The sequence below is a fragment of the Rouxiella sp. S1S-2 genome, from assembly GCF_009208105.1.
Taxonomy (GTDB): domain Bacteria; phylum Pseudomonadota; class Gammaproteobacteria; order Enterobacterales; family Enterobacteriaceae; genus Rouxiella.
Genome location: NZ_WFKL01000001.1, coordinates 3981349 through 4005413, shown reverse-complemented (window position 1 = coordinate 4005413; position 24065 = coordinate 3981349). Strand labels below are relative to the sequence as shown.

The following is a 24065-nucleotide window of genomic DNA, read 5'->3' as shown; positions in this document are numbered from 1 at the left end:
CAGGAGAATATATGTCCCGCTTTGGCATGCAAAAACTTTATATCGACGGTCGCTATCAGGACAGCACCGGCGGTGAAACTTTTCCGGCCATCAATCCGGCCAACGGCGAAACGCTTGCCGAGGTTGCTTGTGCAACCCGAGAAGATCTCGACCGTGCGGTTGAAGCTGCGCACAAAGGACAGAAACTGTGGGCCGCGATGACCGCCATGCAACGTTCACGTATCCTGCGTAAGGCCGTCGATATTTTGCGCGAGCGCAATGATGAACTGGCGCAGCTTGAAACACTGGACACCGGTAAGCCGCTGTCTGAAACCACTGCGGTTGATATCGTGACCGGCGCCGACGTGCTTGAGTATTACGCAGGATTAATTCCGGCGATTGAAGGCCAGCAGATCCCGCTGCGCGACAGTTCGTTCGTCTATACTCGCCGCGAGCCGCTGGGCGTTGTTGCCGGTATCGGTGCGTGGAACTATCCGATTCAGATTGCTCTTTGGAAGTCGGCCCCGGCCTTGGCGGCGGGCAATGCGATGATCTTTAAGCCAAGTGAAGTTACCTCGCTGACCGCGCTTAAACTGGCCGAAATCTACAGCGAAGCGGGCGTACCCGACGGCGTCTTCAGCGTGCTGACCGGCAAGGGGGCCGAGATTGGTCAATACCTCACTGAGCATCCCGGCATTGCGAAAATATCGTTTACTGGCGGCGTAGTCACCGGCAAGAAAGTAATGGCCAGCGCTTCGGCGTCAACCTTGAAAGAGGTCACGATGGAGCTTGGCGGCAAGTCGCCGCTGATCGTCTTCCCAGATGCCGATTTAGACAAAGCGGCGGATATTGCGATGATGGCCAATTTCTACAGCTCTGGTCAGGTCTGCACCAACGGCACGCGCGTGTTTGTGCCTAAAGCACAGCAGGCGGCATTTGAAGCCAAAATTGTTGAGCGCGTTAAGCGTATCAAACTCGGTCAGCCGACCGACGAAGCCGTTAACTTTGGCCCACTGGTCAGTTTCGCCCATATGGAAAACGTGCTGCGCTTTATCGAGAGCGGCAAACGTGAAGGCGCGCGCCTGTTAATTGGCGGCGAACGTGTTATCCACGGTGAATACGCCAAAGGCGCATTTGTGGCACCGACGGTGTTCACCGATTGCACGGATCAGATGGAAATTGTCCGCGAAGAGATCTTTGGGCCAGTAATGAGCATTCTCGGCTATGAAAGCGAAGAAGAAGTGATTCGTCGCGCTAATGACACTAATTACGGCCTAGCCGCCGGGTTGGTCACGCGTGATCTGAACACTGCGCACCGCGTTATTCATCAGCTTGAAGCGGGTATTTGCTGGATCAATACCTGGGGCGAATCGGCGGCTGAAATGCCGGTTGGCGGCTACAAGCATTCGGGCGTGGGTCGTGAAAACGGCGTCAGCACCCTTGAACATTACACACAAATCAAATCCGTGCAGGTTGAGCTGGGCGAATTTAGTTCGGTCTTTTAACCGCCGACTGCAAGAGGAGATTGATATGGATTACGATTACATCATCATCGGTGCCGGTTCTGCTGGCAACGTATTAGCGACCCGACTGACTGAAGACAGCAGCGTAAAAGTGCTGCTGCTTGAAGCGGGCGGCCCTGACTATCGTGCCGATTTCCGCACGCAAATGCCTGCCGCGCTGGCATTCCCTTTGCAGGGGCGTCGCTATAACTGGGCCTATGAAACTGACCCAGAACCGCATATGAACAACCGCCGCATGGAGTGTGGTCGAGGTAAAGGCCTTGGCGGTTCGTCGCTTATCAACGGCATGTGTTACATCCGTGGTAATGCGATGGACTTCGACAACTGGGCTACTGCACCCGGTCTGGAAAACTGGAGCTATCTTGACTGCCTGCCTTATTTCCGTAAAGCGGAAACGCGCGATATTGGCGCCAATGATTTCCACGGCGAAGAGGGCCCGGTTAGCGTGACTACGCCGAAAGCCGGTAACAATCCGCTGTTCCACGCGATGATTGAAGCGGGCGTGCAGGCCGGTTATCCGCGTACTGACGATTTAAACGGTTATCAGCAGGAAGGTTTTGGTCCGATGGACCGCACCGTTACGCCGAAAGGCCGTCGTGCGAGCACCGCGCGCGGATATCTTGATCAGGCCAAGCCGCGTGCCAACCTGACCATTGTGACCCACGCTACCACCGACCGTATTCTGTTTGACGGCAAGAAAGCTACCGGCGTCAGCTATCTCAAAGGCGACGACGTTAAGCCGATTGAAGTGCGTGCCAAACGTGAAGTGCTGCTGTGCGGCGGTGCCATTGCCTCGCCACAAATCCTTCAGCGCTCGGGCGTAGGTCCGGCAGCGCTGCTCAATTCGCTCGATATCCCGGTGGTGCACGACCTGCCAGGCGTCGGTGAGAATTTACAAGATCATCTGGAAATGTATTTGCAGTACAGCTGCACCCAGCCTGTTTCTCTGTATCCGGCACTGCAGTGGTTCAATCAGCCGAAAATTGGCGCCGAATGGCTGTTTAATGGCACCGGCGTGGGCGCGAGCAATCAGTTTGAAGCGGGCGGCTTTATCCGCAGCCGTGAAGAGTTTACCTGGCCGAATATTCAGTATCACTTCCTGCCGGTTGCCATTAATTACAACGGCAGCAATGGCGTGAAAGAGCACGGATTCCAGGCGCACGTCGGCTCAATGCGTTCGCCAAGCCGCGGGCGTGTGCAGGTGAAGTCGAAAGATCCACGCCAGCATCCGAGTATTTTGTTCAACTATATGTCTAGCGAGCAGGACTGGCACGAGTTCCGCGATGCGATTCGCATCACCCGTGAAATCATGAACCAGCCGGCGCTCGACCCGTATCGCGGGCGTGAAATCAGCCCAGGTATCGAGGTGCAGACCGATGAGGAGCTGGACGAGTTTGTACGCCAGCACGCCGAGACCGCCTTCCACCCTTCGTGTACCTGTAAAATGGGCAGCGATGAAATGGCCGTGGTTGACGGGCAGGGGCGCGTGCACGGCATGCAGGGATTACGGGTTGTGGATGCGTCGATTATGCCGCAAATCATCACTGGCAATCTGAATGCGACCACTATCATGATTGCCGAGAAAATTGCCGACGTCATTCGCGGTCGTCAGCCGTTACCAAGAAGCACCACTCAGTATTATCAGGCAAACGGCGCGCCAGTGCGCACTGAGCCTGCTAAAAAGTGACACCCTAAACCTGTGGCTCAATAAAGCCGATAAGCGCAGATTTACCGACCCACGGAGTTGAGGCATGATGAAAAGAGATAATCTTCGGGTTATCTCTTTTTTTATGTGGCAGAGCGCAATCAGCTGTATGTCATCGTTGTCGCGGTGTGGGAAAGCATTTCAACAGCCAAGCTTTCGCGCCGCGATTAGGCGTTTAGCGATCCCAATAGGCAGGCTGGCCGTACTTCTCCAACAGGAAGTCGATCACTGCTCGCACCTTGTTCGACAGGCGGCGGCTGTTGGGATAAAGCGCGGAAATAGTTTGCGGCTCCAGCGAGGTGGAGACCTGATAATCGGTCAGTGCCTCCACCAGTTGCCCCTCATGCAGCGCCTCTCCGATAAGCCAGGTGGGGAACAGCGCAAAGCCCATGCCGCTGATGGCCGCCTGCGTGAGGGTTTGCGCATTGTTACCGGTAAGTTTCCCCTGAAAGCTGTAAGGCTGCCAAACGTCACTGTCCTTTCTAAAAAACCAGCGCTGGGAGCCTGCGAACCCTTTAAACACCAGGCAGCTGTGCTGCGACAAATCCTGCGGTGATGACGGCATTCCATACCGTTTTACATAGCTTGGGCTGACCACCAGTCGAAAACGCTGCTGCGCCAGCGTGCGCGCTTGCAGTGTGGAATCGGTCATCACACCGATGCGGATCAGCAAATCGGTGGCGTCCTGCAAGGGATCGATAAAATCGTCGGTCTGCATCAATTCAATCTGCAGGCGTGGATAGCGTTCACCTAACTCAAACAGCCAGGGCGCAATATGGCGTTCGGCGAAGACTACTGGGGCATTAATACGAATTCGCCCACGTGGATCCGACTCTTTCTCCTGCAATCCCTCAGCCGCTTCCTCAAGCTGCTCCATAATCCGGCGGGCGTGAACGCCGAGCATTTCGCCCGCTTGGGTGGGTACAACGGCGCGCGTATTGCGATACAACAGCTGCGTTTGCAGCACCTGTTCCATTTGCTGAATAGTGCGCGACACGGTCGAGGGCGACATGGCCTCGCGTCGTGCGACCTCTGAAAAGCTGCCGTACTCGAGCACGGCCACCAGCAGGCGCAGTGATTTAATGCTGAGCTGATTAAAAGCGTCCATCTGTGCGTGTCCCGCAAAAGTATTTTCCCTATTATCGTGTTTTTCGCAATGTCGCGCCACTGTATAGTCGCCCCCTGTTTTACTGCGTGCGGCATTAATTAAAAGGCCAACGCATTGTCGAGTCAGGGGAAATACGTGAGATGAATATTTTATTGATTGTATTGGTGGTTCTCGGGGGAATGGGACTGTCGATTGAGGCAGGGCTGATTGGTCCACTGGGCACTGAAGTCGGCCAACTGTGGGCAACCATGAGTATATTTGGCGTTGGCGCGGCGTTGACCCTGCTGCTGGTGCTATTTTTCAGCCCGCGCGGTGCGCCTGCTTATACTTCTCAGCCGCCCTGGACGCTACTGGGAGGGATTTTAGGACCGGTATACGTGATTGTGCTGACATTGACCACGCCGGTCATTGGCATCGGTATGACCATGATTGGCATTCTATCGGGGCAGGTGGCGAAAAGTTTGCTGATTGACCACTACGGTTGGTTTGGCACAGATCCAAAGCCGGTAGGGCGTGAGCGTTTGCTGGCTCTGCTGTTCATTATCGCCGCACTGGGGCTGATCGCCTGGCAGTAAAGGGTTTCCACTTTATCTTCACGACCAAATACCAACACGAGAGATACGATGACTGAACTCATTATGATTTTATTGGCGATTATCGCCGGTGCGGCATTAAGCATTCAGGCAGCCATCAACGGCAAGCTGGGCGCACAGGTTGGCGTGATGAAAAGTGCCTTCCTGACCTTTAGCTTGGGCGCGCTCATTACCGGATTACTGATTCTGTTTATACAAACACCGCATACTGCCACCCTGCTTACCGTGCCGAAATGGCAACTGATGGGTGCACTGCTGGGTGTGCCCTACATCATTATTATGGTCACGGCGGTGCCGAGAATTGGTACGGCCGTTGCTACCGTCGCAGTGATCCTCGGGCAGTTGGCAATGGGGATGCTGATTGATAATTTTGGCTGGCTCGACAATCCGGCGATCGCGTTTTCCTGGCATCGTGTTGCGGCGATCGTTTGCCTGGTTATCGCTCTGATATTGATTTACCGCAGTAACCAGCCCGCCAAGGCCTAATCAGGGGTAATAGGAAAGCAGAAGCACAGGAAGATGAATCTTATGTGATTGTGATCACATAAAACGTGTATCAGAATGAAACTGAAATTGACAAATGTTGACCAAATCGATAATTAAGTAGCACAAATTGTTTGGTTGCAGAATTTTCCGATGCGACGTCTCGTTGGACGCAAACCTTTTTCGGAATGCAGCAGCATTTGCAACAGTGGTTCATTGTCGTTTTGATACACCCAATCGTCTCCTTAATAGCAGGGAGTTGCTTTCCTTTTTGCTTCTGGTAACTCATGAAAACTAAAATTTTACTGGCAGGTGCACTTCTCGTTTCTTCCTACAGTGCGCAAACGCTTGCGGACGACACCAAGGATCAATACGTCTCCGACTGGTGGCACCAGAGCGTTAACGTGGTAGGCAGCTATCACACCCGTTTCGGACCTCAGCTAAATAACGATCTGTATCTCGAATACGAAGCCTTCGCGCACAAAGACTGGTTCGACTTTTATGGTTACGTTGACGTGCCAAAATTCTTCGGCGTGGGTAACGGTAACGACAACGGTATCTGGGATAAGAAGGTTGGTTCTCCGCTGTTCATGGAGATCGAACCGCGCTTCTCGATTGATAAACTGACCGGCACTGATCTGAGCTTTGGCCCGTTCAAAGAGTGGTACTTCGCTAACAACTATATCTACGATATGGGCCCGAATAATGCCAACCGCCAGAATACCTGGTACATGGGTCTGGGTACCGACGTCAACACTTACACCCCGCTTAACCTGTCATTGAACGTGTATGCAAAATATCAGTGGCAGAACTATGGGGCGGCCAACGAAAACCAGTGGGACGGCTACCGTTTCAAAGTGAAGTACTTCTTGCCACTGGGCGACGTTTGGGGCGGAAAAGTCAGCTACATCGGTTTCACCAACTTTGACTGGGGTTCTGACTTGGCAGACAATGGCAACACGGCGCGCAGCAATCACTCCATTGCGTCCAGCCATATTCTTGCCTTGAACTACTCACACTGGCACTACTCGCTGGTTGCCCGTTACTTCCACAACGGCGGACAGTGGGAAGATGGCACTGAGTTGAACTTCGGCAAAGGCAACTTTAATGTTAAATCAACCGGTTGGGGTTATTACGCCGTGATTGGTTACAGTTTCTAAGAACGCGTTCTGCTAAAGCAGAGTAAACCGCCGCCTAATTCATTTTGTGCGGCGGTTTTTTATTTGTTTAGATTTCGTTTAATTGTTTTGGATTAGTTTGGGGCAAATTTGAAAAAAAGCCGCCACTCACTGGCACAATTTGAAGTTTTGGTTAATGTTGTGTAAGTGACGCTTGGTCAATGATAAAAAGGATTATTTATATGCCGGCTTCTTTAACCCCTGCGCGTATTTTCGTTGGATGCGATCCCAACGACTGTGACCTCGAACAAATGATGGTGCTCGAATACAGTCTGCGCAAGCACGCCTCGATACCGATCGAGATAGAGTGGATGAGGCTTTCTCGCGATCCAGACAGTTTCTGGTATTCCGACGGCAAGGGTGCCGGTTGGACCACCGATCGTTGGGCGACGCCATTTTCAGCCTTCCGTTGGGGGATCCCGGCCTTTTGTCACTTCAGTGGCCGCGCGCTATACGTGGACGCAGACATCATGTTTATGAGCGACGTTGCCGAAATGTGGGACCACGACATTGCACCAGGTCGGCTGATGCTGGCGTCGGGTTCAGGACGCGAACTGCGCCTTGGTGAGCTGGTATGGGACTGTGCCGCTGCCAAAGAGGTGTTGCCCGACATCCAGCAACTGCGACGTGACCCGTTGGGGCATAAAAAATTGCAGAATTTTTTTGAAGAGAATCCGCAAAAAGTTCAGCCATTAGGCGCGGAATACAGCAATATAGACGGCGATGATATTCCGCTGGAGCAGCTCAAGGCGCTGCATTATTCCAAGATGGGCACCCAATTTTCGCACCAGTTTTCACTGCCGCGCCTTGAGGCCGAGCAAAAGTGCCACTGGTTTGACGGCAAAATTGAGGCCCATCCGCGTGACGAGCTGCGTGTGCTTTTTGAGCAGTATTACCATGAGGCGATCGCCGCGGGCTATTCATTAGAGAGTTATCGTAATCCAGCGGCCTTTGGCGAATTTTACAAACAGTCGCAGGACGTCAGTCGTGGTAAAAAGAAAAAATCCCTTCTCAAGCGCCTCTTAGGCAGCCTGGTGAACTAAAAAAGACCCGTTCTTCTGCGCTATCTCGCGGGGTAGCGCAATAATTCACCAAAACTTCGCACGATCTCTTTTCCGGTTTATGGCATAATGCGCGCCAAATCACACTCTACACTATTTAACCTAAGAGCGAGCGCTGTGCTAAGTACTTATAACATCACCATGCAATTCGGCAGCAAGCCGCTATTTGAAAATATTAACGTCAAGTTTGGTGGCGGTAACCGTTATGGTTTGATCGGCGCAAACGGCTGCGGAAAATCTACCTTTATGAAAATTCTCGGTGGCGATTTGGTGCCATCGGGCGGTAACGTTGTGCTCGACCCTAACGAGCGTTTGGGTAAGCTGCGCCAAGACCAGTTCGCCTTCGAGAAATACAGCGTCCTTGATACCGTAATCATGGGCCACGCCGAACTGTGGGCAGTAAAAGAAGAGCGCGACAGCATCTACGCGATGCCAGACATGAGCGAAGAAGACGGCTATAAAGTGGCTGACCTCGAAGTCGCCTACGGTGAGATGGATGGCTACAGCGCCGAGTCTCGCGCCGGTGAACTTCTTCTGGGCGTTGGCATTCCGGTTGAACAGCACTATGGCCCGATGAGCGAAATCGCACCGGGCTTTAAACTGCGCGTACTGTTGGCGCAGGCGCTGTTCTCGGATCCAGAAATTCTGCTGCTCGACGAACCAACCAACAACCTCGACATCGATACCATTCGCTGGCTCGAGCAGGTGTTGAACGAACGTAACAGCACCATGATTATTATCTCGCATGACCGTCACTTCCTGAACATGGTCTGTACGCACATGGCCGACCTGGACTACGGCGAACTGCGCGTTTACCCGGGCAACTACGACGAATACATGACGGCGGCGACGCAGGCTCGTGACCTTCTCAATGCTAACAACGCCAAGAAAAAGGCGCAGATTGCCGAGCTGCAATCTTTCGTGAGCCGCTTCAGCGCCAACGCCTCCAAATCCAAGCAGGCGACCTCGCGTGCCAAGAAAATTGACAAAATCCAGTTGGATGAAGTCAAAGCGTCAAGCCGCCAGAACCCGTACATGCGCTTCGAGCAGGACAAGAAACTGTTCCGTAACGCCCTGGAAGTTGAAAAAATCACCAAAGGTTATGACAACGGTCCGCTGTTCAAGGGCTTCAGTCTGATGCTTGAAGTCGGAGAGAAAGTCGCGATTCTGGGCGCTAACGGCGTGGGTAAAACGACGATGCTGAAAACGCTGGTCGGCGACACCTTGCCAGACGCCGGTACCGTTAAGTGGTCTGAAAACTGCAAAATTGGTTACTACGCACAGGACCACGAATACGAATTCGACGACTCCCTGAACGTGTTCGACTGGATGAGCCAGTGGAAAGCTGAATCAGACGACGAGCAGGCCGTGCGCGGCATTCTGGGCCGTTTACTGTTTGGCCAAGACGACATCAACAAGAAAGTGAAAGTGCTTTCCGGTGGTGAAAAAGGCCGTATGCTGTTCGGTAAGCTGATGATGCAGAAACCGAATATTCTGGTGATGGATGAACCTACCAACCACCTGGACATGGAATCTATTGAATCGCTGAACATGGCGCTGGAAATGTTCGAAGGCACCCTGATTTTCGTTTCCCACGACCGTGAATTCGTGAGTTCATTGGCGAGCCGTATCATTGAAATTACGCCAAATAAAATCACTGACTTTACCGGCAACTACGAAGATTACCTGCGCAGCCAAGGCATCAATAGCTAATTTACGCGTGGGTTGTTACATAAGTTTGTGGTAATAAGAAAGGCCTGTCTCTGACGGGCCTTTCTACTTTTTACGCTCGCATCGGCAGCCTATTCAGCGGGGTGCCCACAAACGTCGCAGTGCGGATTTTTTAACAGCTTCATTTCTCTAAACTGCAGCGTCATAGCGTCAAACATTAATAGCCTACCGGTTTTGACTTCACCATAGCCGGTGAGCAGCTTAATGGCTTCCATCGCCTGCAGACTCCCTACGGTGCCTACCAGCGGTGCCATGACCCCAGCTTCAACGCAGGTCAGCGCATCTTCACCAAATAAACGGCTCAGGCAGCGATAGCACGGCTCATCGTGCTTATAGGTAAAGACGCTGATTTGTCCCTCCATGCGGATAGCCGCACCAGAAACCAGCGCTTTCTTGAGCTGAAAACAGAGTTTATTTAACTGGTTGCGAGTGTCGACATTGTCTGTACAGTCGAGCACCACGTCGCATTGAGCAATCAACGGCAGCAGGGCGTCGTCTTCAAGCTGATGGTCTATTTGTTGCACAATGAGATGAGGGTTGATCCCCGCGAGCGCAACGGCCGCCGAGGCGACTTTTTTCATGCCGATACGGGCGTCGGTGTGCAGAGTTTGACGTTGCAGATTAGAAAGCGAGACGGTGTCAAAATCCAGCAAAGTCAGCGACCCTACTCCGGCGGCGGCAAGATACTGCGCCGCAGCACAGCCCAGCCCACCGAGGCCAACAATCAGCGCACGGCTGGCTTTCAGCTTTTCCTGTCCGTCGAAGTCAAAGCCGCGCAGCACTATCTGACGATTGTAGCGCAGGGTCTCGGCATCGCTTAGCTCTGGCAACGTCATCGACTTATCCTTTTAGCAGTGCATTAAAAGGTTCAACGTCAACCCATTCACCCACTGCGACATCATCGCGGTCGCGCTCCAGCACTACAAAGCAGTTTGCCAGACTGTACGAGCTGAAAACGTGAGAACCCTGTGGACCCGTGGTGCGGGCTTCGAGTTCACCCTGCGCATTGTGGGTAAACACCGCGCGCTGAAAATCGAGGCGGCCAGGGGTTTTTTTAAACGAGGTAGCCGCTTTGGCGCGCAAACGCGGCGGCAGGCTCCAGTCAGTTTGCGCCGAGAGTGCAGCAATAAGTGGCTGAACCAGCTGATAAAAAGTCAGTACTGCCGACACCGGATTGCCGGGCAGGCCGCAGAACCAGGCGTTTTTCAACTTACCAAAGGCAAAAGGTTTACCCGGCTTAATAGCCAGTTTCCAAAAACCAATCTTGCCCAGTTCGTCGAGCATCGTTTTGGTGTAATCCGCTTCTCCAACCGACACGCCACCGCTGCTAATAACTAAATCGGCAAAATCATCGGCCTGTTGAAATGCCCGACGAAGTGCCGCGGGGTCATCCCGGATAATCCCTAAATCCAATACTTCACAGCCCATTTGATGAAGCATCAGATGCACCGCAAACCGATTAGTATCATAGATTTGGCCGTCCTGTAGAGGAATGCCGACCGGTTGCAGCTCGTCACCGGTTGAGAAAACGGCCACCTTCAGGCGGCGGTTGACTTCGACTTTCTCTACACCCAGCGAAGCTAGCAGCGGTAAATGCGCCACGCCGAGGCGAATGCCTGCCGCCAGAACGTCTTGCCCCTGACGAATATCATCGCCGATTAAACGAATGTTTTGTCCTGCTTCGACATGAGCCGTAAATCGAACGCCGTCTCCTATTTTTTCAGCCTCTTCCTGCATGACAACCGCATCAGCACCCGTCGGAACCGGTGCACCGGTCATGATGCGAATACAGCTGCCAGCGGGCCATTCCCCGCTAAAAGGTGCGCCTGCAAAGGCTTTTCCGGCAACAGTGAAAACGGTCTCGGAGCTGAACTCTGTGCTGCGAATGGCGTATCCGTCCATCGCAGAGTTATCGAAAGGGGGCACAAAAACGGGTGAACGTACTGGGCTGGCGGTGATGCGGCCTGCAGACTCCGTTAAAGGCAGCCATTCAGTTTCGTCCTGAGTGAGCGGCGCAGTCTGTGAAAGCATTTTATCCCGCGCTTCCTGCAGCGAAATAAGGCCCGAGGTGAACGTATTTTCCATCATAAAACCCTTTTATAACCCGCTGACGAAGAGCAGGACTGCCCGCAAAGTCAGCGAATCACTGTGTCGAAAAATTCTGCTCATTATGCCAGATAAAGCCAGCTCCCCCCAAGAGAACACCCATCAATAGCGCACGAGCGAAGGGGACGCGATGGCAGAAAAAAGACCTCTATCAAGAAAGTCGACAATTTTGGGGTTAACAAAAGCTAAATTTTTTCAAAATAATGAGATTGATCGCAAAAATATTTGTTATATGGGCGTATGATTACGGCGTTTTTGTGATGAATATCACGTTAAATTGTCTTCTGCGTCTGGAGTTGCATCGTGATGAAAAAAAACCGCCATCAGGCAATACTGAAATTGGTGGATCAGCATGAGGTAGTTCAGGTTAATGAGTTAGCGCTTTGGTTAGACGTGAGTTTAGAAACAATTCGCCGAGACCTTAACGAAATGCAAGACAAAGGACTGATTCAGCGCCGCCATGGTAGGGCTCGTCGCGTAGATTCACCGCCATCATACGGTTGGATTAATAGCTTGCAGCGCGTCTCTCATAGCTGAACCCCCCTAATATCGAGAAGGAAAACCAGGGTGAACTGGTTTTCCTTTTTTATACTTTCTCTCCGCCTTATTCGATCCTTCTCATTATTTTCTATAAATATTCTAAGCAATTAGCGTCATTTTGTTGGATTTAAATTTCAGCTTTACATACGCTGACCGGCTAAATATAGTCAAATTCCTCGACTATTATTTAGACTGCCTTTAAGGCATCAAGAGCGAAAAAATGAGTTCAATCATCAGTGCTGCATCTGGCGAAAACCCCGTTTCAACTTTGCCTCTCGCAGTTATCGCCATTCACGGCGGTGCCGGGGCGATTACCCGTGCGGCAATGAGCGCGGAAAAAGAACGCCTTTATCTCCAGGCGCTGGAACAGATTGTGAGCAGCGGTCAGGCTATTTTGGCTGCGGGCGGCAGTGCGCTAGATGCGGTAACCGAAGCTGTGCGCCTGTTGGAGGAGTGCCCATTATTTAATGCGGGTACCGGCGCTGTGATGACCCATCAGGGTACGCATGAGTTGGACGCCTGCATTATGGACGGCCGTACCCTGGACGCCGGCGCAGTAAGCTGCGTAAGCCACATCCGTAATCCCATTCTTACCGCCAGAAAGGTGATGGAACAAAGCCCGCACGTGATGTTTACCGGCGCCGGTGCGGAATCGTTTGCTCGTGAGCACGGACAAGAGATGGTCGCGGCCGACTACTTTTTTACCCAAGAACGCTATGACCAACTTACGCGCGCCAAAGCCAGTCAGGGCGTAATGCTCGATCACGATGCAGCATCGCTTCAGGCCAGCGTTTCGGACGATCCTTTAGACGCAGATCGCAAATTTGGCACGGTAGGTGCGGTTGCTCTGGATTCTATGGGTAATCTGGCGGCGGCAACCTCTACTGGGGGCATGACCAATAAGCAGGCCGGGCGCGTCGGCGACACGCCGATTATTGGCGCCGGATGCTATGCCAGCAACCAGACTGTCGCAGTTTCAAGCACCGGCACGGGGGAAGTTTTTATGCGCACCGTCGCGGCGTATGACGTCGCTGCCTTAATCGAGTACGCCGGAATGACGCTGCAGCAGGCCACCCATAAAGTAGTAATGGAAAAACTGGTCGCACTTGCAGGCTCAGGCGGAATGATTGCCATTGACCGCTTAGGCAACGTTTGCCTGCCGTTCAACAGCGAAGGCATGTATCGCGGATTTGGCCGAGTGGGTCAGTCGCCAACGGTAGCTATTTATAAGTAAGTCATCGACTGTCAATCCCTAAAGGCTGGTTTGTAGTCAGGGAGCCGTTAACTTTCAAGGAGTTTGGGTGAGTCAGAAAATTTCTCCACCGCCAACGTCAGTGCTCTCTTTGCCGGAGGAACAGGTGCTGTCAGTGCGCGGACTCAGCGTGCGTTTTGAGCATGAAGGACAGGCGATTGATGCCGTTCGTGACCTCAGCTTCGAGGTGAATCGCGGTGAGACGCTGGCTATCGTTGGGGAGTCTGGCTCAGGAAAGTCGGTAACTTCACTCGCGCTGATGCGGCTGGTTGAGCAGGGCGGCGGCCAGCTGCTTCAGGGTAAAATTAGCTTCAGGCGGCGTAATAAGCAGGTGATTGATTTAACCGCTGCCGGTCAGTCCGAGATGCGTAAATTGCGAGGGGCGGACATGGCGATGATTTTTCAGGAGCCGATGACCTCGCTTAATCCGGTGTTTCCGGTCGGTGAGCAAATTGCCGAGTCAATTCGGCTGCATCAGGGTAAAGACAGGGCCTCTGCCCGCGCCGAAGCGCTGCGCATGCTTGAGCTGGTGCGTATTCCTGAAGCAAAAAATATTCTCGACAGTTATCCTCATCAGCTCTCGGGCGGCATGCGTCAGAGAGTGATGATAGCCATGGCGCTCTCTTGTAAACCCGCGCTGCTGATTGCTGATGAACCCACTACCGCGCTGGATGTCACCATTCAGGCGCAAATTCTGCAACTGATCCGCGTACTGCAAAAAGAGTTGCAGATGGCGGTGATTTTCATCACCCATGATATGGGCGTAGTGGCCGAAATTGCCGACAAAGTGCTGGTGATGTATCGCGGTGAAAGCGTTGAAATGGGGGACGTGAGCACGGTGTTTATTGCCCCGCAGCACCCTTATACCCGCGCACTGCTCGCCGCCGTACCCAAACTGGGTGCGATGAAAGGCACAGAACTGCCTGCGCGTTTCCCCTTATTAAACCCCACAGACGGCGCTTTGCCAGAGACTGCCGACTCACTGATTCAATCCACCTTAATTCCTGATGCCGCGCCTATTCTCCAGGTGCGCGATTTGGTGACTCGTTTTCCTCTGCGCAGCGGATTGTTAAATCGGATAACGCGAAACGTGCATGCGGTAGAAAAGGTCAGCTTTGACCTCTATCCCGGTGAAACATTGGCGCTGGTGGGGGAGTCGGGCTGTGGTAAATCCACCACCGGGCGCTCTTTGCTACGCTTGGTCGAAAGCCAAAGTGGGTCAGTGATATTTAATGGAAAAACAGTGTTTGACGGCCAACACGCAGGCCAGCTTTCAGGCGCGTCACTGCAGCATCTTCGCCGTGATATTCAGTTTATATTTCAGGATCCCTACGCCTCACTCGACCCGCGCCTGACGGTGGGATATTCGATTATGGAGCCGCTGCTGGTGCACAAAATAGGCACCCGCCAGCAGGCCAAGGCCCGAGTTTCATGGCTGCTCGAAAAAGTGGGCCTGTTGCCCGAGCACGCAGAACGTTATCCGCACGAGTTTTCCGGCGGGCAGCGGCAGCGCATTTGCATTGCCCGCGCGCTGGCGCTGAATCCTAAAGTGGTGATCGCCGACGAATCTGTTTCGGCGTTGGATGTGTCTATTCAGGCGCAAATCGTCAATTTACTGATGGATTTACAAAAAGAGTTCGGCATCGCCTTCCTGTTTATTTCTCACGACATGGCGGTGGTTGAGCGTATTAGTCATCGCGTCGCGGTGATGTATCTTGGGCAAATTGTCGAGATTGGACCACGTGCGGCGATTTTTGAAAATCCTCAGCATGCCTACACGCGCAAGCTGATGGCCGCCGTGCCGGTTGCTAATCCACAGCACCGCCGTGTTGAGCAACCGCTGTTGGTCGATGAAATTCCGAGCCCCATACGGCCCCTCGGAAATGAGCCTGTTATTGCACCGCTGGTAAGAGTTTCAGAGGGGCACTACGTTGCCCGTCACACCATTGCCGGCGTTTATTGAGATTGACTGGGTACTATTATTTTCAGGATCTACGGATAAGGAATCAATATGAAGCAGAAAATGATGCGCAAGGCCGTGTTGGCGAGTTTGATGGTCAGCGCAATGGCTTCAGGCTCGGCCTGGGCAGCAAAAGATGTCGTGATTGCAGTGGGTTCAAACTTCACCTCGCTTGACCCGTATGACGCCAACGACACGCTTTCTCAGGCGGTGGCTAAATCTTTCTATCAAGGCTTGTTCGGCTTTGACAAAGACATGAAGCTGGTTAATGTCTTGGCTGATAGCTACACGGTGAGCCAGGATGGGCTGACTTACACCATCAAGCTGCATCCGGGCGTTAAATTCCAGGACGGCACCGACTTTAATGCGGCGGCGGTAAAGGTGAACCTCGACCGTGCCAGCAACCCTGACAGCCATCTCAAGCGCTACAACCTGTTCAAGATGATTGCCAAAACCGAAGCAGTTGATGCCAATACGGTTAAAATCTCCCTGAAAGCGCCTTTCTCGGCGTTTATCAATAACCTGGCGCATCCTTCTGCGGTGATGATCTCTCCTGCCGCCTTGACGAAATATGGCAAAGATATTGGCTTCCATCCGGTCGGGACGGGTCCTTACACGTTGGATCAGTGGAACCAGACTGATTTCGTGAAAGTGAAGAAGTTTGACGGTTACTGGAAAAAGGGTGAGCCTAAGCTGGATACCATCACCTGGCGTCCGGTAGTGGATAACAACACCCGCGCAGCGATGCTGCAAACCGGCGAAGCAGATTTAGCCTATCCCGTGCCTTACGAGCAGGCGTCGTTGCTCGAGAAAAACAGCAAGCTGAGCCTGGTCTCATCGCCGTCAATCTTGCAACGTTATATCAGTTTTAACGTTACGCAAAAGCCGTTTGATAACATCAAGGTGCGTCAGGCAATCAACTATGCCATTAACAAGCAGGCGCTGATTAAAGTGGCCTTCGCCGGCTATGCTGTCCCTGCAGAAGGGCCTTTGCCGTCGAGCATTGAGTATTCCGTGAAGTACAAACCGTGGCCTTATGACCCGGCAAAAGCGCGCGAACTGCTGAAAGAGGCGGGTTATCCCAACGGATTCACCACGACGCTGTGGTCTTCACACAACTCCAGCACCGCGCAAAAAGTGCTGCAGTTTGCTCAACAGCAGCTGGCGCAGGTGGGTATTAAAGTTACGGTGACCGCCTTTGATGCGGCGCAGCGCGCGGCTCAGGTTGAGAACGTTGGCCAAAAAGAGTCAGGTCTGCGCATGTTCTACACCGGCTGGTCGGCATCCACCGGCGAAGCGGACTGGGCATTAACGCCGCTGTTTGCCACCCAATCTGCACCGCCAAAGCAGTTCAATACGGCATTTTACAGCAATCCACAGGTTGATAAGGACCTGAGCGATGCACTGAACACCACAGATAAAACGGCCAAGGCCAAGCTCTATAAAGATGCGCAGGACCACATTTGGGCCGATGCACCGTGGGCATTTTTGGCGACCGAACGTCTGCTGTCTGCCAACAACAAACGCCTGACCGGTTTTTACGTGATGCCGGATACCTCATTCAACTTTGATAATGCTGACGTGAAATAGTCGTTGTAAAACGCCGTTGCCCCACGGGTTAACCGTGGGGCAAGAGAGGAATGAGAGTTTTAATGAATACACGTAAATTATTATGCTGAACTATTTTCTCAAGCGCCTGCTGGGATTGATCCCGACGCTGCTCATTGTCGCAGTGCTGGTGTTTCTGTTTGTTCACCTACTGCCGGGCGACCCTGCGCGCATGTTGGCCGGACAGGATGCCGACCAGAGCGTGGTGGAACTTGTACGTCAGGATTTAGGGTTGGACAAGCCGCTGTGGAAGCAATTTTTAAGCTTCTTCGGGCGCGCGTTGCAGGGCGATTTTGGTCATTCTATGGTGTCGAAACGTCCGGTCATTGATGAAATCAGCTCGCGCTTTGTGCCCACACTGTATTTAACGTTGGCCAGCATGCTGTGGTCGGTGATTTTTGGTCTGGTTATTGGCGTGGTTTCTGCTGTCTGGCGCAATCGCTGGCCGGACCGCCTGGGTATGGCGTTGGCGGTGTCGGGGATATCGTTTCCGGCGTTTGCGCTGGGTATGCTGTTGATGCAGGTGTTCTCGGTTAACCTGGGCTGGTTGCCGACAATTGGTGCTGACGGCTGGCGCAACTATATTTTGCCTTCGCTAACGCTGGGTGCGGCGGTGGCCTCTATTATGGCCCGCTTTACGCGCGCCTCGTTTGTTGAAGTGATGCAGGAAGACTACATGCGCACCGCACGGGCGAAAGGGGTTCCTGAGTTCGTGGTGGTGGTTAAGCACGGCCTGCGCAATGCCATGATCCCGGTCGTGACCATGATGGGCCTGCAATTCGGGTTCCTGCTTGGGGGATCGATTGTCGTCGAAAAAGTCTTTAACTGGCCGGGTCTTGGCCGCCTATTGATAGATTCTGTAGAGATGCGCGATTATCCGGTGATTCAGGCCGAGGTGCTGCTGTTTTCGCTGGAGTTTATCTTAATCAATCTGTTGGTGGACATGCTTTATGCGGTCATCAATCCTTCCATTCGATACAAGTGAGTAAGCGCATGAAAAACTGGCGACGCAAGGCCGCGCTGGCATCCATGCCGTTGATAACTCAGGAAAGCGTAACCCGCACGCCGGTTCGCACGCCCCTGCGCGCCTTTTGGCGACGTTTTCGCAAGCAGCACGTGGCGCTGGCCGCCGGCGTGTTTGTTATTCTGCTGATTGTGGCTGCGACGTTAGCACCCTGGTTAGTACCTTTCGATCCGGAGAACTACTTTGATTATGACCGTTTAAACGAAGGATCTTCACTGGTGCACTGGCTCGGCGTTGATTCACTCGGGCGCGATATCTTCAGCCGTATACTGATGGGCGCAAGGATCTCATTGGCGGCGGGGGTGTTATCGGTCATTCTCGGTGCCGCGATTGGCACGGTGCTTGGGCTGATGGCCGGTTATTATGAAGGCTGGTGGGACCGAATCACCATGCGAATCTGCGATGTGCTGTTTGCTTTTCCGGGAATATTGCTGGCCATTGCCGTGGTGGCAGTGATGGGCAATGGCATGACTAACGTCATCGTTGCAGTGGCAATTTTCAGCATTCCTGCCTTTGCCCGCCTGGTGCGTGCCAACACATTGGTGCTGAAACATCTGACCTATATCGAATCGGCACGCAGCATCGGCGCGTCGGACAGGACGATTATTTTTCGGCATATCTTGCCCGGCACACTGTCGTCAATCGTGGTGTATTTCACCATGCGTATTGGCACGTCGATTATCACCGCCGCGAGCCTGTCATTTTTAGGCATGGGCGCCCAGCCGCCAACGCCTGAATGGGGTGCAATGCTCAACGAAGCGCGCGCCGACATGGTGATGGCACCGCACGTGGCAATCTTCCCGAGTCTGGCAATATTTTTAACCGTGCTGGCGTTTAATCTTTTGGGCGATGGTCTGCGGGATGCACTGGATCCTAAACTGAAAAGTTAGTTTTTTTTACTCACACAGCCGCTTACACCGCTGGAAAAGATCAGCGGTGTAAGCGGCAAAAGATCATCCACCGTTAATTCGAATGCAGTTGCTCAGCATGGAATCTCAAGTGATCTTCAATAAAACTCGCGATAGTGAAATAGCTGTGATCATAGCCGGGTTGAACGCGCAGTTGGAGCGGCCAACCGCGCTGGCGGGCAAGTTCTGCGAGCTTGGCCGGTTGAAGCTGATCGGCCAGGAACTGATCGCTGTCGCCCTGATCGACCAGAATCGGGAAGGTCGCCTGACCCGCGGGTAACGCGTTGAGCAGGTGGCAGCTGTCGTACTGCAACCATTGGCTTTCATCATCACCCAAATAGGCAGCGAACGCTTTACGCCCCCAGGGAACCTGGCAAGGATTGACGATCGGCGCAAAGGCCGAGGCGGAGCTGAAATGCTGCGGATTGCGTAGCGCAATCATTAACGCGCCGTGGCCGCCCATCGAGTGGCCCATAATCGACTGACGATGGCTAATGTTGAAATGCTCCTGCACCAGCAGAGGCAGTTCGTCGATGATGTAATCGTACATGCGATAGTGCGAGGCCCACGGAGCCTGCGTGGCATTAAGATAGAAACTGGCACCCTGACCTAAATCATAGCCTTCATCGTTGGCAACGCCTTCACCGCGAGGGCTGGTATCCGGTATCACCAAGACCAACCCTAACTCGGCAGCAATGCGCTGCGCCCCCGCTTTGGTGGTGAAGTTTTCATCGTTACAGGTCAGTCCCGATAGCCAATAAACCACCGGCGGCGGATTATCATCACGCGGCGGGGGCAAATAAATACTGAACGTGGTGCTGCTTTGCAAACTGCTGGAGAAGTGACGGTAGCGCTGTTGCCAGCCGCCGAACATCCGATGTTCTTCCAGAAGTTCTATCGAAGTGCTCATCTGTTGCTCCTTTAATTTATTAAAGTCGGTGGGCTGTTTTGCGCCAAAATAAGCTCTTTTAATGCCCGCACGTTGGGACCGAAAGCATCACGACGCCAGAAAAGCCAGGTCGTCGTATCGGCAAATTCGTCTTCTATTTCATTAACCTGTATACGTTCTGCGCCGGGTAGCTGGGCCAGCAGGCTGCGCGGTAGCATCGCAATACCCGCTCCACTGGCGACGCAGGCCATCATGGAATGATAGGACTGAATTTCCATGGTGTTATTGGCCTGCAAACCCGCGTGCTTCATCCAATTCTCTAAACGTTGACGATAAGAGCAGCTGGGACGAAACGCAAACACTGTATGACCCGGCCTTCCCGGCAGGGTAATCAACGGCGCTTCACCCAGCGGAGAGATAATCACCATTCTTTCGTGAAACGCCACGCAGCCAGTCAGGTCATCAAAATCTATCGGGCCGTCTGCCATGCCCGCAGCCAACCTTCCAGCACGTACGCTGGCGATAGTTTCACCGGAGGTCGCGGTAGTTAATGATAGGGCAACCTGTGGATAGCGCTGATGATAAGCCGCGAGCAGGCCGGGAAGGCGGGTTGCGGCCGAGCTTTCCATTGCGCCAAGGGAAAATTGTCCTGCCGGTTCACCGGTGTGGCTCAGCGCCAGTGCTTCATCACTCAACGCCAGAATGCGCTGGGCATAGCCGAGAAAATTATGCCCCAGCGCCGATAAGCGTAAACGCTGTTTTTCACGGATAAACAGATCGGTGCCCAGCTCCACTTCAAGCTGGCGCAGTCGGGTGGTGAGATTAGAGGGAACGCGGTGAAGCTGTTGAGCGGCACGTGCGACCGAACCGGTTTCGGCCACGCAGCAAAACATTCTAAGCTGGGTGAGATCCATTGGCTGTTCTCTTATCGTAATGAAGTTTGTTTGTATTATTCACTATTCGTGATTCTATCTTTGCGCCATGATGTTTTAAAGCTTTTATTCAAAGCCGTGGCGCAGGGTTATCCTGTTTTATAGAGAATCGGGAGGGTCGGTATGGCATTTCGTGTAGCGCTAACGGGCTTTTTAGCCTTCGTGGTGGCATTGGGTATTGGCCGGTTTTCATTTACCCCACAGCTGCCGCTGATGATTGCTGAACATCAGTTCACCCTGACCGGTGCTGGCGTGGTGGCTGCCTTCAATTATCTTGGCTATCTGTTTGGCGCAATCGACGCCATGCGCGCCACGCGTCACGTTGAACGTCGTCTGTGGCTTGGCGTATGGGGCGCAGTGGTACTGACCCTGCTTTCGGCAGCAGTCAGTGGAGAAGTGTGGCATTCGCTGATCAGATTTTTTATCGGCTGGACCAGCGCCTGGGCGATGGTACTTGTCTCTGCCTGGTGTAACGAGCACCTAGGGCGGTTGGGACGTCCGGCGATGAGTGCTGCGGTATTTGCCGGACCCGGCGCGGGCATTTTTCTAAGTGGCGCATTGGCGGCCGTTATTCATCATACCGGGCTGAATGCTTCACAGGGTTGGCTGGTGTATGGCGTGTTGGCGTTGATATTTACTGCACTTATCAGTCGTAATCTTCCGCGCAAAGGGGAGCTGCATCGCGCGAATATTGTTAGTGAACGATTGGTGATGTCGCCCGCGCTTAAGCGATTGGTGCTGAGCTACAGTTTAGCGGGATTTGGATACATTCTTCCTGCCACTTTTTTCTCGCAGATGGCCAACGCACGCTTTCCCGATAGCCTGTTTGCGCAGTTTGTGTGGCCGGTCTTTGGCGGCGCGTCAATGGTGGGGATTGTCATCGGTATCATGACGCGCCACTGTCTTAAATCCCATCAGCGGCTGGCGATTGTTCTTTTCCTTCAGGGCTGCGGCGTACTGTGCGCTGAAGTGGTGCCGGGGATTAATGGCCTGATTATTGGCGCGGTGCTGACCGGCGGCGGTTTCTTGTGTGTGGTACAACTGACCCTGCACTGTAGCCGTGAACTGGCGCCAAACCACAGCCGCTATATGGCCGGATTATTAACCACCGGATACGCCATTGGCCAACTGCTGGGGCCGCTGCTTTCGTCGATTTCAACCGCGTTAACGCACCGCCTGGATCCGGCTCTCTACGTCGCGATGGCGGGATTTTTTATCGCTGGCGCATTAGTGATTAAGCGCGATTGATAACTTGCAGCTATTTCACCCATCATGAAGGACAATCACTGGATTCTACGGGCGGAGTAAATTACAGTAAGCCACCTCATTTTGGTGTGATCTATATCAAAGTGATATTAACTGCTGGAGAAGAAGCGAATGGCGACATTGAGTAAAGAAGCTGTACTGGTTCATGAGGCATTGTTGGCCCGTGGTCTTGAAACCCCTCTGAGGGACGAGCCGTCACTGGACGCTGCAACGCGTAAACAGCGGATCAAAGAGCATATGACCGGTATTATGCAGCTGCTCAATCTTGATCTTAACGACGACAGTCTGGCAGAAACGCCAACGCGCATTGCAAAAATGTACGTTGATGAAATTTTCTCCGGCCTTGATTACGCCAACTTCCCAAAAATCACCGTCATCACCAACAAGATGAAAGTGGACGAGATGATTTCAGTGCGTGATATCACGCTGACCAGCACCTGCGAGCACCACTTTGTCACGATTGACGGCAAGGCAACAGTCGCCTACATTCCTAAAGATTCGGTCATTGGCCTGTCCAAAATCAACCGTATCGTGCAGTTCTTCTCTCAGCGTCCACAGGTGCAAGAGCGCCTGACTCAGCAAATTTTGATTGCGCTGCAAACGCTGTTAGGCACTAACAATGTCGCGGTCTCAATTGATGCCGTGCATTACTGTGTGAAAGCGCGCGGCATTCGCGATGCCACCAGCGCCACCACCACCACCTCGCTGGGGGGGCTGTTCAAAACCAGCCAAAACACCCGTCAGGAATTCTTGCGCACTATTCGTCATAACTGATTCGTCCTGTAACGGATTGATAAATCTGTATTTGACTTCAGCACTTGCGGCACCCTACGGGTGCCGTTAGTCTATGGATCTTTCCCACAACAGGACGTCATTAATGCGCCCACGTATTGCCACGCTGGACTTCGCCCGTGGTATTGCCATTTTCGGCATCCTTTTGCTCAATATCAGCGCTTTTGGTTTGCCTAAAGCCGCCTATCTCAATCCCGCCTATGCTGGACAACCTTCCGCCACCGATGCCTGGACTTGGGCCGTGCTGGACGTACTTGCACAGGGCAAATTTTTGATGATGTTTGCCATGCTGTTTGGTGCCGGCCTGCAAATGCTGTTGCCGCGCGGTAAAGCCTGGATCCAGTCACGACTCTCTCTGTTGCTGCTCTGCGGCCTTATTCATGCAGTATTTTTCTGGGACGGCGATATTTTGCTGGCCTACGGACTCATCGGTCTGGTGTTTTGGCGACTGGTGCGTGAAGCCAAAAGTAACCAGTCACTGTTTCGTACCGGCGTAGTGTTGTATCTGATAGGCGTTGGTATCTTGATGATGCTGGGCCTTATTTCTACCTCTAAACCCGACGGTTTCTGGCAACCGGGTTTTGCCGAACTGCAGTACGAGCAGTTTTGGCGACTCAAAGGTGGCGTAGAAGCCATCAACAATCGCTTGGATTTACTGTCGTCGAGCCTGATTTCCGTGGCTGTGCAGTATGGCTGGGAGCTAGGCGGGGCAATGCTGATAGGCGCGAGTCTGATGCGCAGCGGTTGGTTGAAAGGCCAGTTTAACGTTCGCCATTATCTTGGCGTAGCGGCGATAATGTTACCGCTTTCATGGGGAATACAAATTCCTGCCGTGGCGATTGCCTGGTATACCGGTTGGAACTACCGCTGGAGTGGTTTTTACCTGCAGGCACCGCGGGAAATCGGCGCCCTGATGCAGGCGATTGGCTATCTGGCGCTGTGCTACGGATGCTGGCCTCAGCTGGTTAAACAGCGCTGGGTTATCTGGATGTCTCAGGTTGGACGCATGGCGTTAACCAACTACTTACTGCAAACATTAATTTGCACTTTTTTCTTTAATAACCTTGGTTTTTATCAACATTTCAATCGGTTGCAGCTGGTGGCTTTGGTTCCGGCTGTGTGGGCAGTCAATCTTGGCGTGACGCTTTTGTGGTTAAGCTATTTCCGTCAAGGGCCGATGGAGTGGCTGTGGCGTAAATTGACCGCTAAAGCCGCCGGTGAGGTGTAAAACCCCAGCCATTGATATGCTTTATGTGAATCTGCGATAAAAGTTGCAAAATTGTATGTAAACGTTTTCTGAGCTGTGACGAGATTCACGCTGGTTTCTCGTCAAAGCGTTTAGGATAGCGGTCGTGCAGAGTAAGCCGATCGCCAAACTAAAACAGGAAAACCGTATGCTCACTGTACTTCATCTTTCTTTAGACTTT

The 24065-nt window shown here is 52.9% G+C and carries 21 protein-coding genes; 16 read left to right on the top strand and 5 right to left on the bottom strand.

Annotated features, from left to right (window positions below; all coding sequences use genetic code 11):
* The first annotated feature begins 11 nt into the window (after positions 1 to 11).
* Positions 12 to 1484: a betaine-aldehyde dehydrogenase gene (betB, locus tag GA565_RS18310; RefSeq protein WP_152199909.1), complete on the top strand. Its 1473-nt coding sequence runs from the start codon at positions 12 to 14 to the stop codon at positions 1482 to 1484.
* A 25-nt stretch (positions 1485 to 1509) separates the two neighbouring features.
* Positions 1510 to 3189, top strand: coding sequence for a choline dehydrogenase (gene betA, locus GA565_RS18305; protein WP_084981978.1), 1680 nt, complete (start codon positions 1510 to 1512; stop codon positions 3187 to 3189).
* 193 nt (positions 3190 to 3382) lie between these two features.
* Here betA and GA565_RS18300 read toward each other — a convergent pair whose 3' ends face one another.
* Complete coding sequence (locus tag GA565_RS18300) at positions 3383 to 4315, bottom strand: LysR family transcriptional regulator (protein ID WP_152199908.1); 933 nt, start codon at positions 4313 to 4315, stop codon at positions 3383 to 3385.
* 140 nt (positions 4316 to 4455) lie between these two features.
* Here GA565_RS18300 and GA565_RS18295 point away from each other — a divergent pair, with 140 nt between their 5' ends.
* From GA565_RS18295 to GA565_RS18275, 5 genes are all read left to right on the top strand, one after another.
* Complete coding sequence (locus GA565_RS18295) at positions 4456 to 4890, top strand: DMT family transporter (RefSeq protein ID WP_152199906.1); 435 nt, start codon at positions 4456 to 4458, stop codon at positions 4888 to 4890.
* Positions 4891 to 4938: 48 nt separating this feature from the next.
* Positions 4939 to 5394 carry a DMT family transporter gene (locus tag GA565_RS18290; protein WP_152199904.1) on the top strand — a complete coding sequence of 152 codons (456 nt, stop codon included), beginning with the start codon at positions 4939 to 4941 and terminating at the stop codon, positions 5392 to 5394.
* Positions 5395 to 5678: 284 nt separating this feature from the next.
* Positions 5679 to 6551, top strand: a complete 873-nt coding sequence (locus GA565_RS18285; RefSeq protein WP_055777758.1) for a nucleoside-specific channel-forming protein Tsx — start codon at positions 5679 to 5681, stop codon at positions 6549 to 6551.
* Positions 6552 to 6751: 200 nt separating this feature from the next.
* On the top strand, positions 6752 to 7612 hold the full coding sequence (locus GA565_RS18280) for a glycosyl transferase (RefSeq protein ID WP_152199903.1): 861 nt from the start codon (positions 6752 to 6754) through the stop codon (positions 7610 to 7612).
* Positions 7613 to 7747: 135 nt separating this feature from the next.
* Positions 7748 to 9343 carry an ABC-F family ATPase gene (locus GA565_RS18275; protein WP_072156455.1) on the top strand — a complete coding sequence of 532 codons (1596 nt, stop codon included), beginning with the start codon at positions 7748 to 7750 and terminating at the stop codon, positions 9341 to 9343.
* Between the two features lie 89 nt (positions 9344 to 9432).
* Here the strand turns inward: GA565_RS18275 and moeB are convergent, their stop codons facing one another.
* Positions 9433 to 10197, bottom strand: a complete 765-nt coding sequence (gene moeB / locus GA565_RS18270) for a molybdopterin-synthase adenylyltransferase MoeB (RefSeq protein WP_152199901.1) — start codon at positions 10195 to 10197, stop codon at positions 9433 to 9435.
* Positions 10198 to 10201: 4 nt separating this feature from the next.
* Complete coding sequence (gene moeA, locus GA565_RS18265) at positions 10202 to 11446, bottom strand: molybdopterin molybdotransferase MoeA (protein WP_152201606.1); 1245 nt, start codon at positions 11444 to 11446, stop codon at positions 10202 to 10204.
* A 327-nt stretch (positions 11447 to 11773) separates the two neighbouring features.
* Here moeA and GA565_RS18260 point away from each other — a divergent pair, with 327 nt between their 5' ends.
* From GA565_RS18260 to gsiD, 6 genes are all read left to right on the top strand, one after another.
* Positions 11774 to 12004: a DeoR family transcriptional regulator gene (locus GA565_RS18260; protein ID WP_055777774.1), complete on the top strand. Its 231-nt coding sequence runs from the start codon at positions 11774 to 11776 to the stop codon at positions 12002 to 12004.
* A gap of 271 nt (positions 12005 to 12275) precedes the next feature.
* The gene (locus GA565_RS18255; RefSeq protein ID WP_193311999.1) at positions 12276 to 13241 is read left to right on the top strand and encodes an isoaspartyl peptidase/L-asparaginase family protein; all 966 of its coding nucleotides are present in this window, start codon (positions 12276 to 12278) and stop codon (positions 13239 to 13241) included.
* A gap of 67 nt (positions 13242 to 13308) precedes the next feature.
* The gene (locus tag GA565_RS18250) at positions 13309 to 15222 is read left to right on the top strand and encodes a dipeptide ABC transporter ATP-binding protein (protein WP_152199897.1); all 1914 of its coding nucleotides are present in this window, start codon (positions 13309 to 13311) and stop codon (positions 15220 to 15222) included.
* Positions 15223 to 15282: 60 nt separating this feature from the next.
* Positions 15283 to 16809, top strand: coding sequence for a glutathione ABC transporter substrate-binding protein GsiB (gsiB, locus tag GA565_RS18245; RefSeq protein WP_370518107.1), 1527 nt, complete (start codon positions 15283 to 15285; stop codon positions 16807 to 16809).
* 82 nt (positions 16810 to 16891) lie between these two features.
* Positions 16892 to 17812: a glutathione ABC transporter permease GsiC gene (gene gsiC, locus GA565_RS18240; RefSeq protein ID WP_152199893.1), complete on the top strand. Its 921-nt coding sequence runs from the start codon at positions 16892 to 16894 to the stop codon at positions 17810 to 17812.
* Between the two features lie 8 nt (positions 17813 to 17820).
* Positions 17821 to 18741 carry a glutathione ABC transporter permease GsiD gene (gene gsiD, locus GA565_RS18235; protein ID WP_152199891.1) on the top strand — a complete coding sequence of 307 codons (921 nt, stop codon included), beginning with the start codon at positions 17821 to 17823 and terminating at the stop codon, positions 18739 to 18741.
* A gap of 73 nt (positions 18742 to 18814) precedes the next feature.
* On the opposite strand, the gene fghA is transcribed toward gsiD, so the two are convergent.
* Both fghA and GA565_RS18225 read right to left on the bottom strand, forming a co-directional pair.
* The gene (gene fghA / locus GA565_RS18230; protein WP_152199889.1) at positions 18815 to 19669 is read right to left on the bottom strand and encodes an S-formylglutathione hydrolase; all 855 of its coding nucleotides are present in this window, start codon (positions 19667 to 19669) and stop codon (positions 18815 to 18817) included.
* 11 nt (positions 19670 to 19680) lie between these two features.
* Positions 19681 to 20562 carry a LysR family transcriptional regulator gene (locus GA565_RS18225; protein ID WP_152199888.1) on the bottom strand — a complete coding sequence of 294 codons (882 nt, stop codon included), beginning with the start codon at positions 20560 to 20562 and terminating at the stop codon, positions 19681 to 19683.
* 141 nt (positions 20563 to 20703) lie between these two features.
* On the opposite strand from GA565_RS18225, the gene GA565_RS18220 reads away from it, so the two are divergent.
* From GA565_RS18220 to yeiB, 3 genes are all read left to right on the top strand, one after another.
* On the top strand, positions 20704 to 21828 hold the full coding sequence (locus tag GA565_RS18220) for a YbfB/YjiJ family MFS transporter (RefSeq protein WP_152199886.1): 1125 nt from the start codon (positions 20704 to 20706) through the stop codon (positions 21826 to 21828).
* Positions 21829 to 21957: 129 nt separating this feature from the next.
* On the top strand, positions 21958 to 22620 hold the full coding sequence (gene folE, locus GA565_RS18215; protein ID WP_055777800.1) for a GTP cyclohydrolase I FolE: 663 nt from the start codon (positions 21958 to 21960) through the stop codon (positions 22618 to 22620).
* 103 nt (positions 22621 to 22723) lie between these two features.
* The gene (yeiB, locus tag GA565_RS18210) at positions 22724 to 23866 is read left to right on the top strand and encodes a DUF418 domain-containing protein YeiB (RefSeq protein WP_152199884.1); all 1143 of its coding nucleotides are present in this window, start codon (positions 22724 to 22726) and stop codon (positions 23864 to 23866) included.
* Positions 23867 to 24065: the final 199 nt, after the last annotated feature.

Bases quoted from the DNA above. Each gene is read 5' to 3' on its own strand.
- betB (WP_152199909.1), top strand. From the start codon at position 12: ATGTCCCGCTTTGGCATGCAAAAACTTTATATCGACGGTCGCTATCAG.
- betA (WP_084981978.1), top strand. From the start codon at position 1,510: ATGGATTACGATTACATCATCATCGGTGCCGGTTCTGCTGGCAACGTA.
- GA565_RS18300 (WP_152199908.1), bottom strand. From the start codon at position 4,315: ATGGACGCTTTTAATCAGCTCAGCATTAAATCACTGCGCCTGCTGGTG.
- GA565_RS18295 (WP_152199906.1), top strand. From the start codon at position 4,456: ATGAATATTTTATTGATTGTATTGGTGGTTCTCGGGGGAATGGGACTG.
- GA565_RS18290 (WP_152199904.1), top strand. From the start codon at position 4,939: ATGACTGAACTCATTATGATTTTATTGGCGATTATCGCCGGTGCGGCA.
- GA565_RS18285 (WP_055777758.1), top strand. From the start codon at position 5,679: ATGAAAACTAAAATTTTACTGGCAGGTGCACTTCTCGTTTCTTCCTAC.
- GA565_RS18280 (WP_152199903.1), top strand. From the start codon at position 6,752: ATGCCGGCTTCTTTAACCCCTGCGCGTATTTTCGTTGGATGCGATCCC.
- moeB (WP_152199901.1), bottom strand. From the start codon at position 10,197: ATGACGTTGCCAGAGCTAAGCGATGCCGAGACCCTGCGCTACAATCGT.
- moeA (WP_152201606.1), bottom strand. From the start codon at position 11,446: ATGGAAAATACGTTCACCTCGGGCCTTATTTCGCTGCAGGAAGCGCGG.
- GA565_RS18260 (WP_055777774.1), top strand. From the start codon at position 11,774: ATGAAAAAAAACCGCCATCAGGCAATACTGAAATTGGTGGATCAGCAT.
- gsiB (WP_370518107.1), top strand. From the start codon at position 15,283: ATGATGCGCAAGGCCGTGTTGGCGAGTTTGATGGTCAGCGCAATGGCT.
- gsiC (WP_152199893.1), top strand. From the start codon at position 16,892: ATGCTGAACTATTTTCTCAAGCGCCTGCTGGGATTGATCCCGACGCTG.
- gsiD (WP_152199891.1), top strand. From the start codon at position 17,821: ATGAAAAACTGGCGACGCAAGGCCGCGCTGGCATCCATGCCGTTGATA.
- fghA (WP_152199889.1), bottom strand. From the start codon at position 19,669: ATGAGCACTTCGATAGAACTTCTGGAAGAACATCGGATGTTCGGCGGC.
- GA565_RS18225 (WP_152199888.1), bottom strand. From the start codon at position 20,562: ATGGATCTCACCCAGCTTAGAATGTTTTGCTGCGTGGCCGAAACCGGT.
- GA565_RS18220 (WP_152199886.1), top strand. From the start codon at position 20,704: ATGGCATTTCGTGTAGCGCTAACGGGCTTTTTAGCCTTCGTGGTGGCA.
- folE (WP_055777800.1), top strand. From the start codon at position 21,958: ATGGCGACATTGAGTAAAGAAGCTGTACTGGTTCATGAGGCATTGTTG.
- yeiB (WP_152199884.1), top strand. From the start codon at position 22,724: ATGCGCCCACGTATTGCCACGCTGGACTTCGCCCGTGGTATTGCCATT.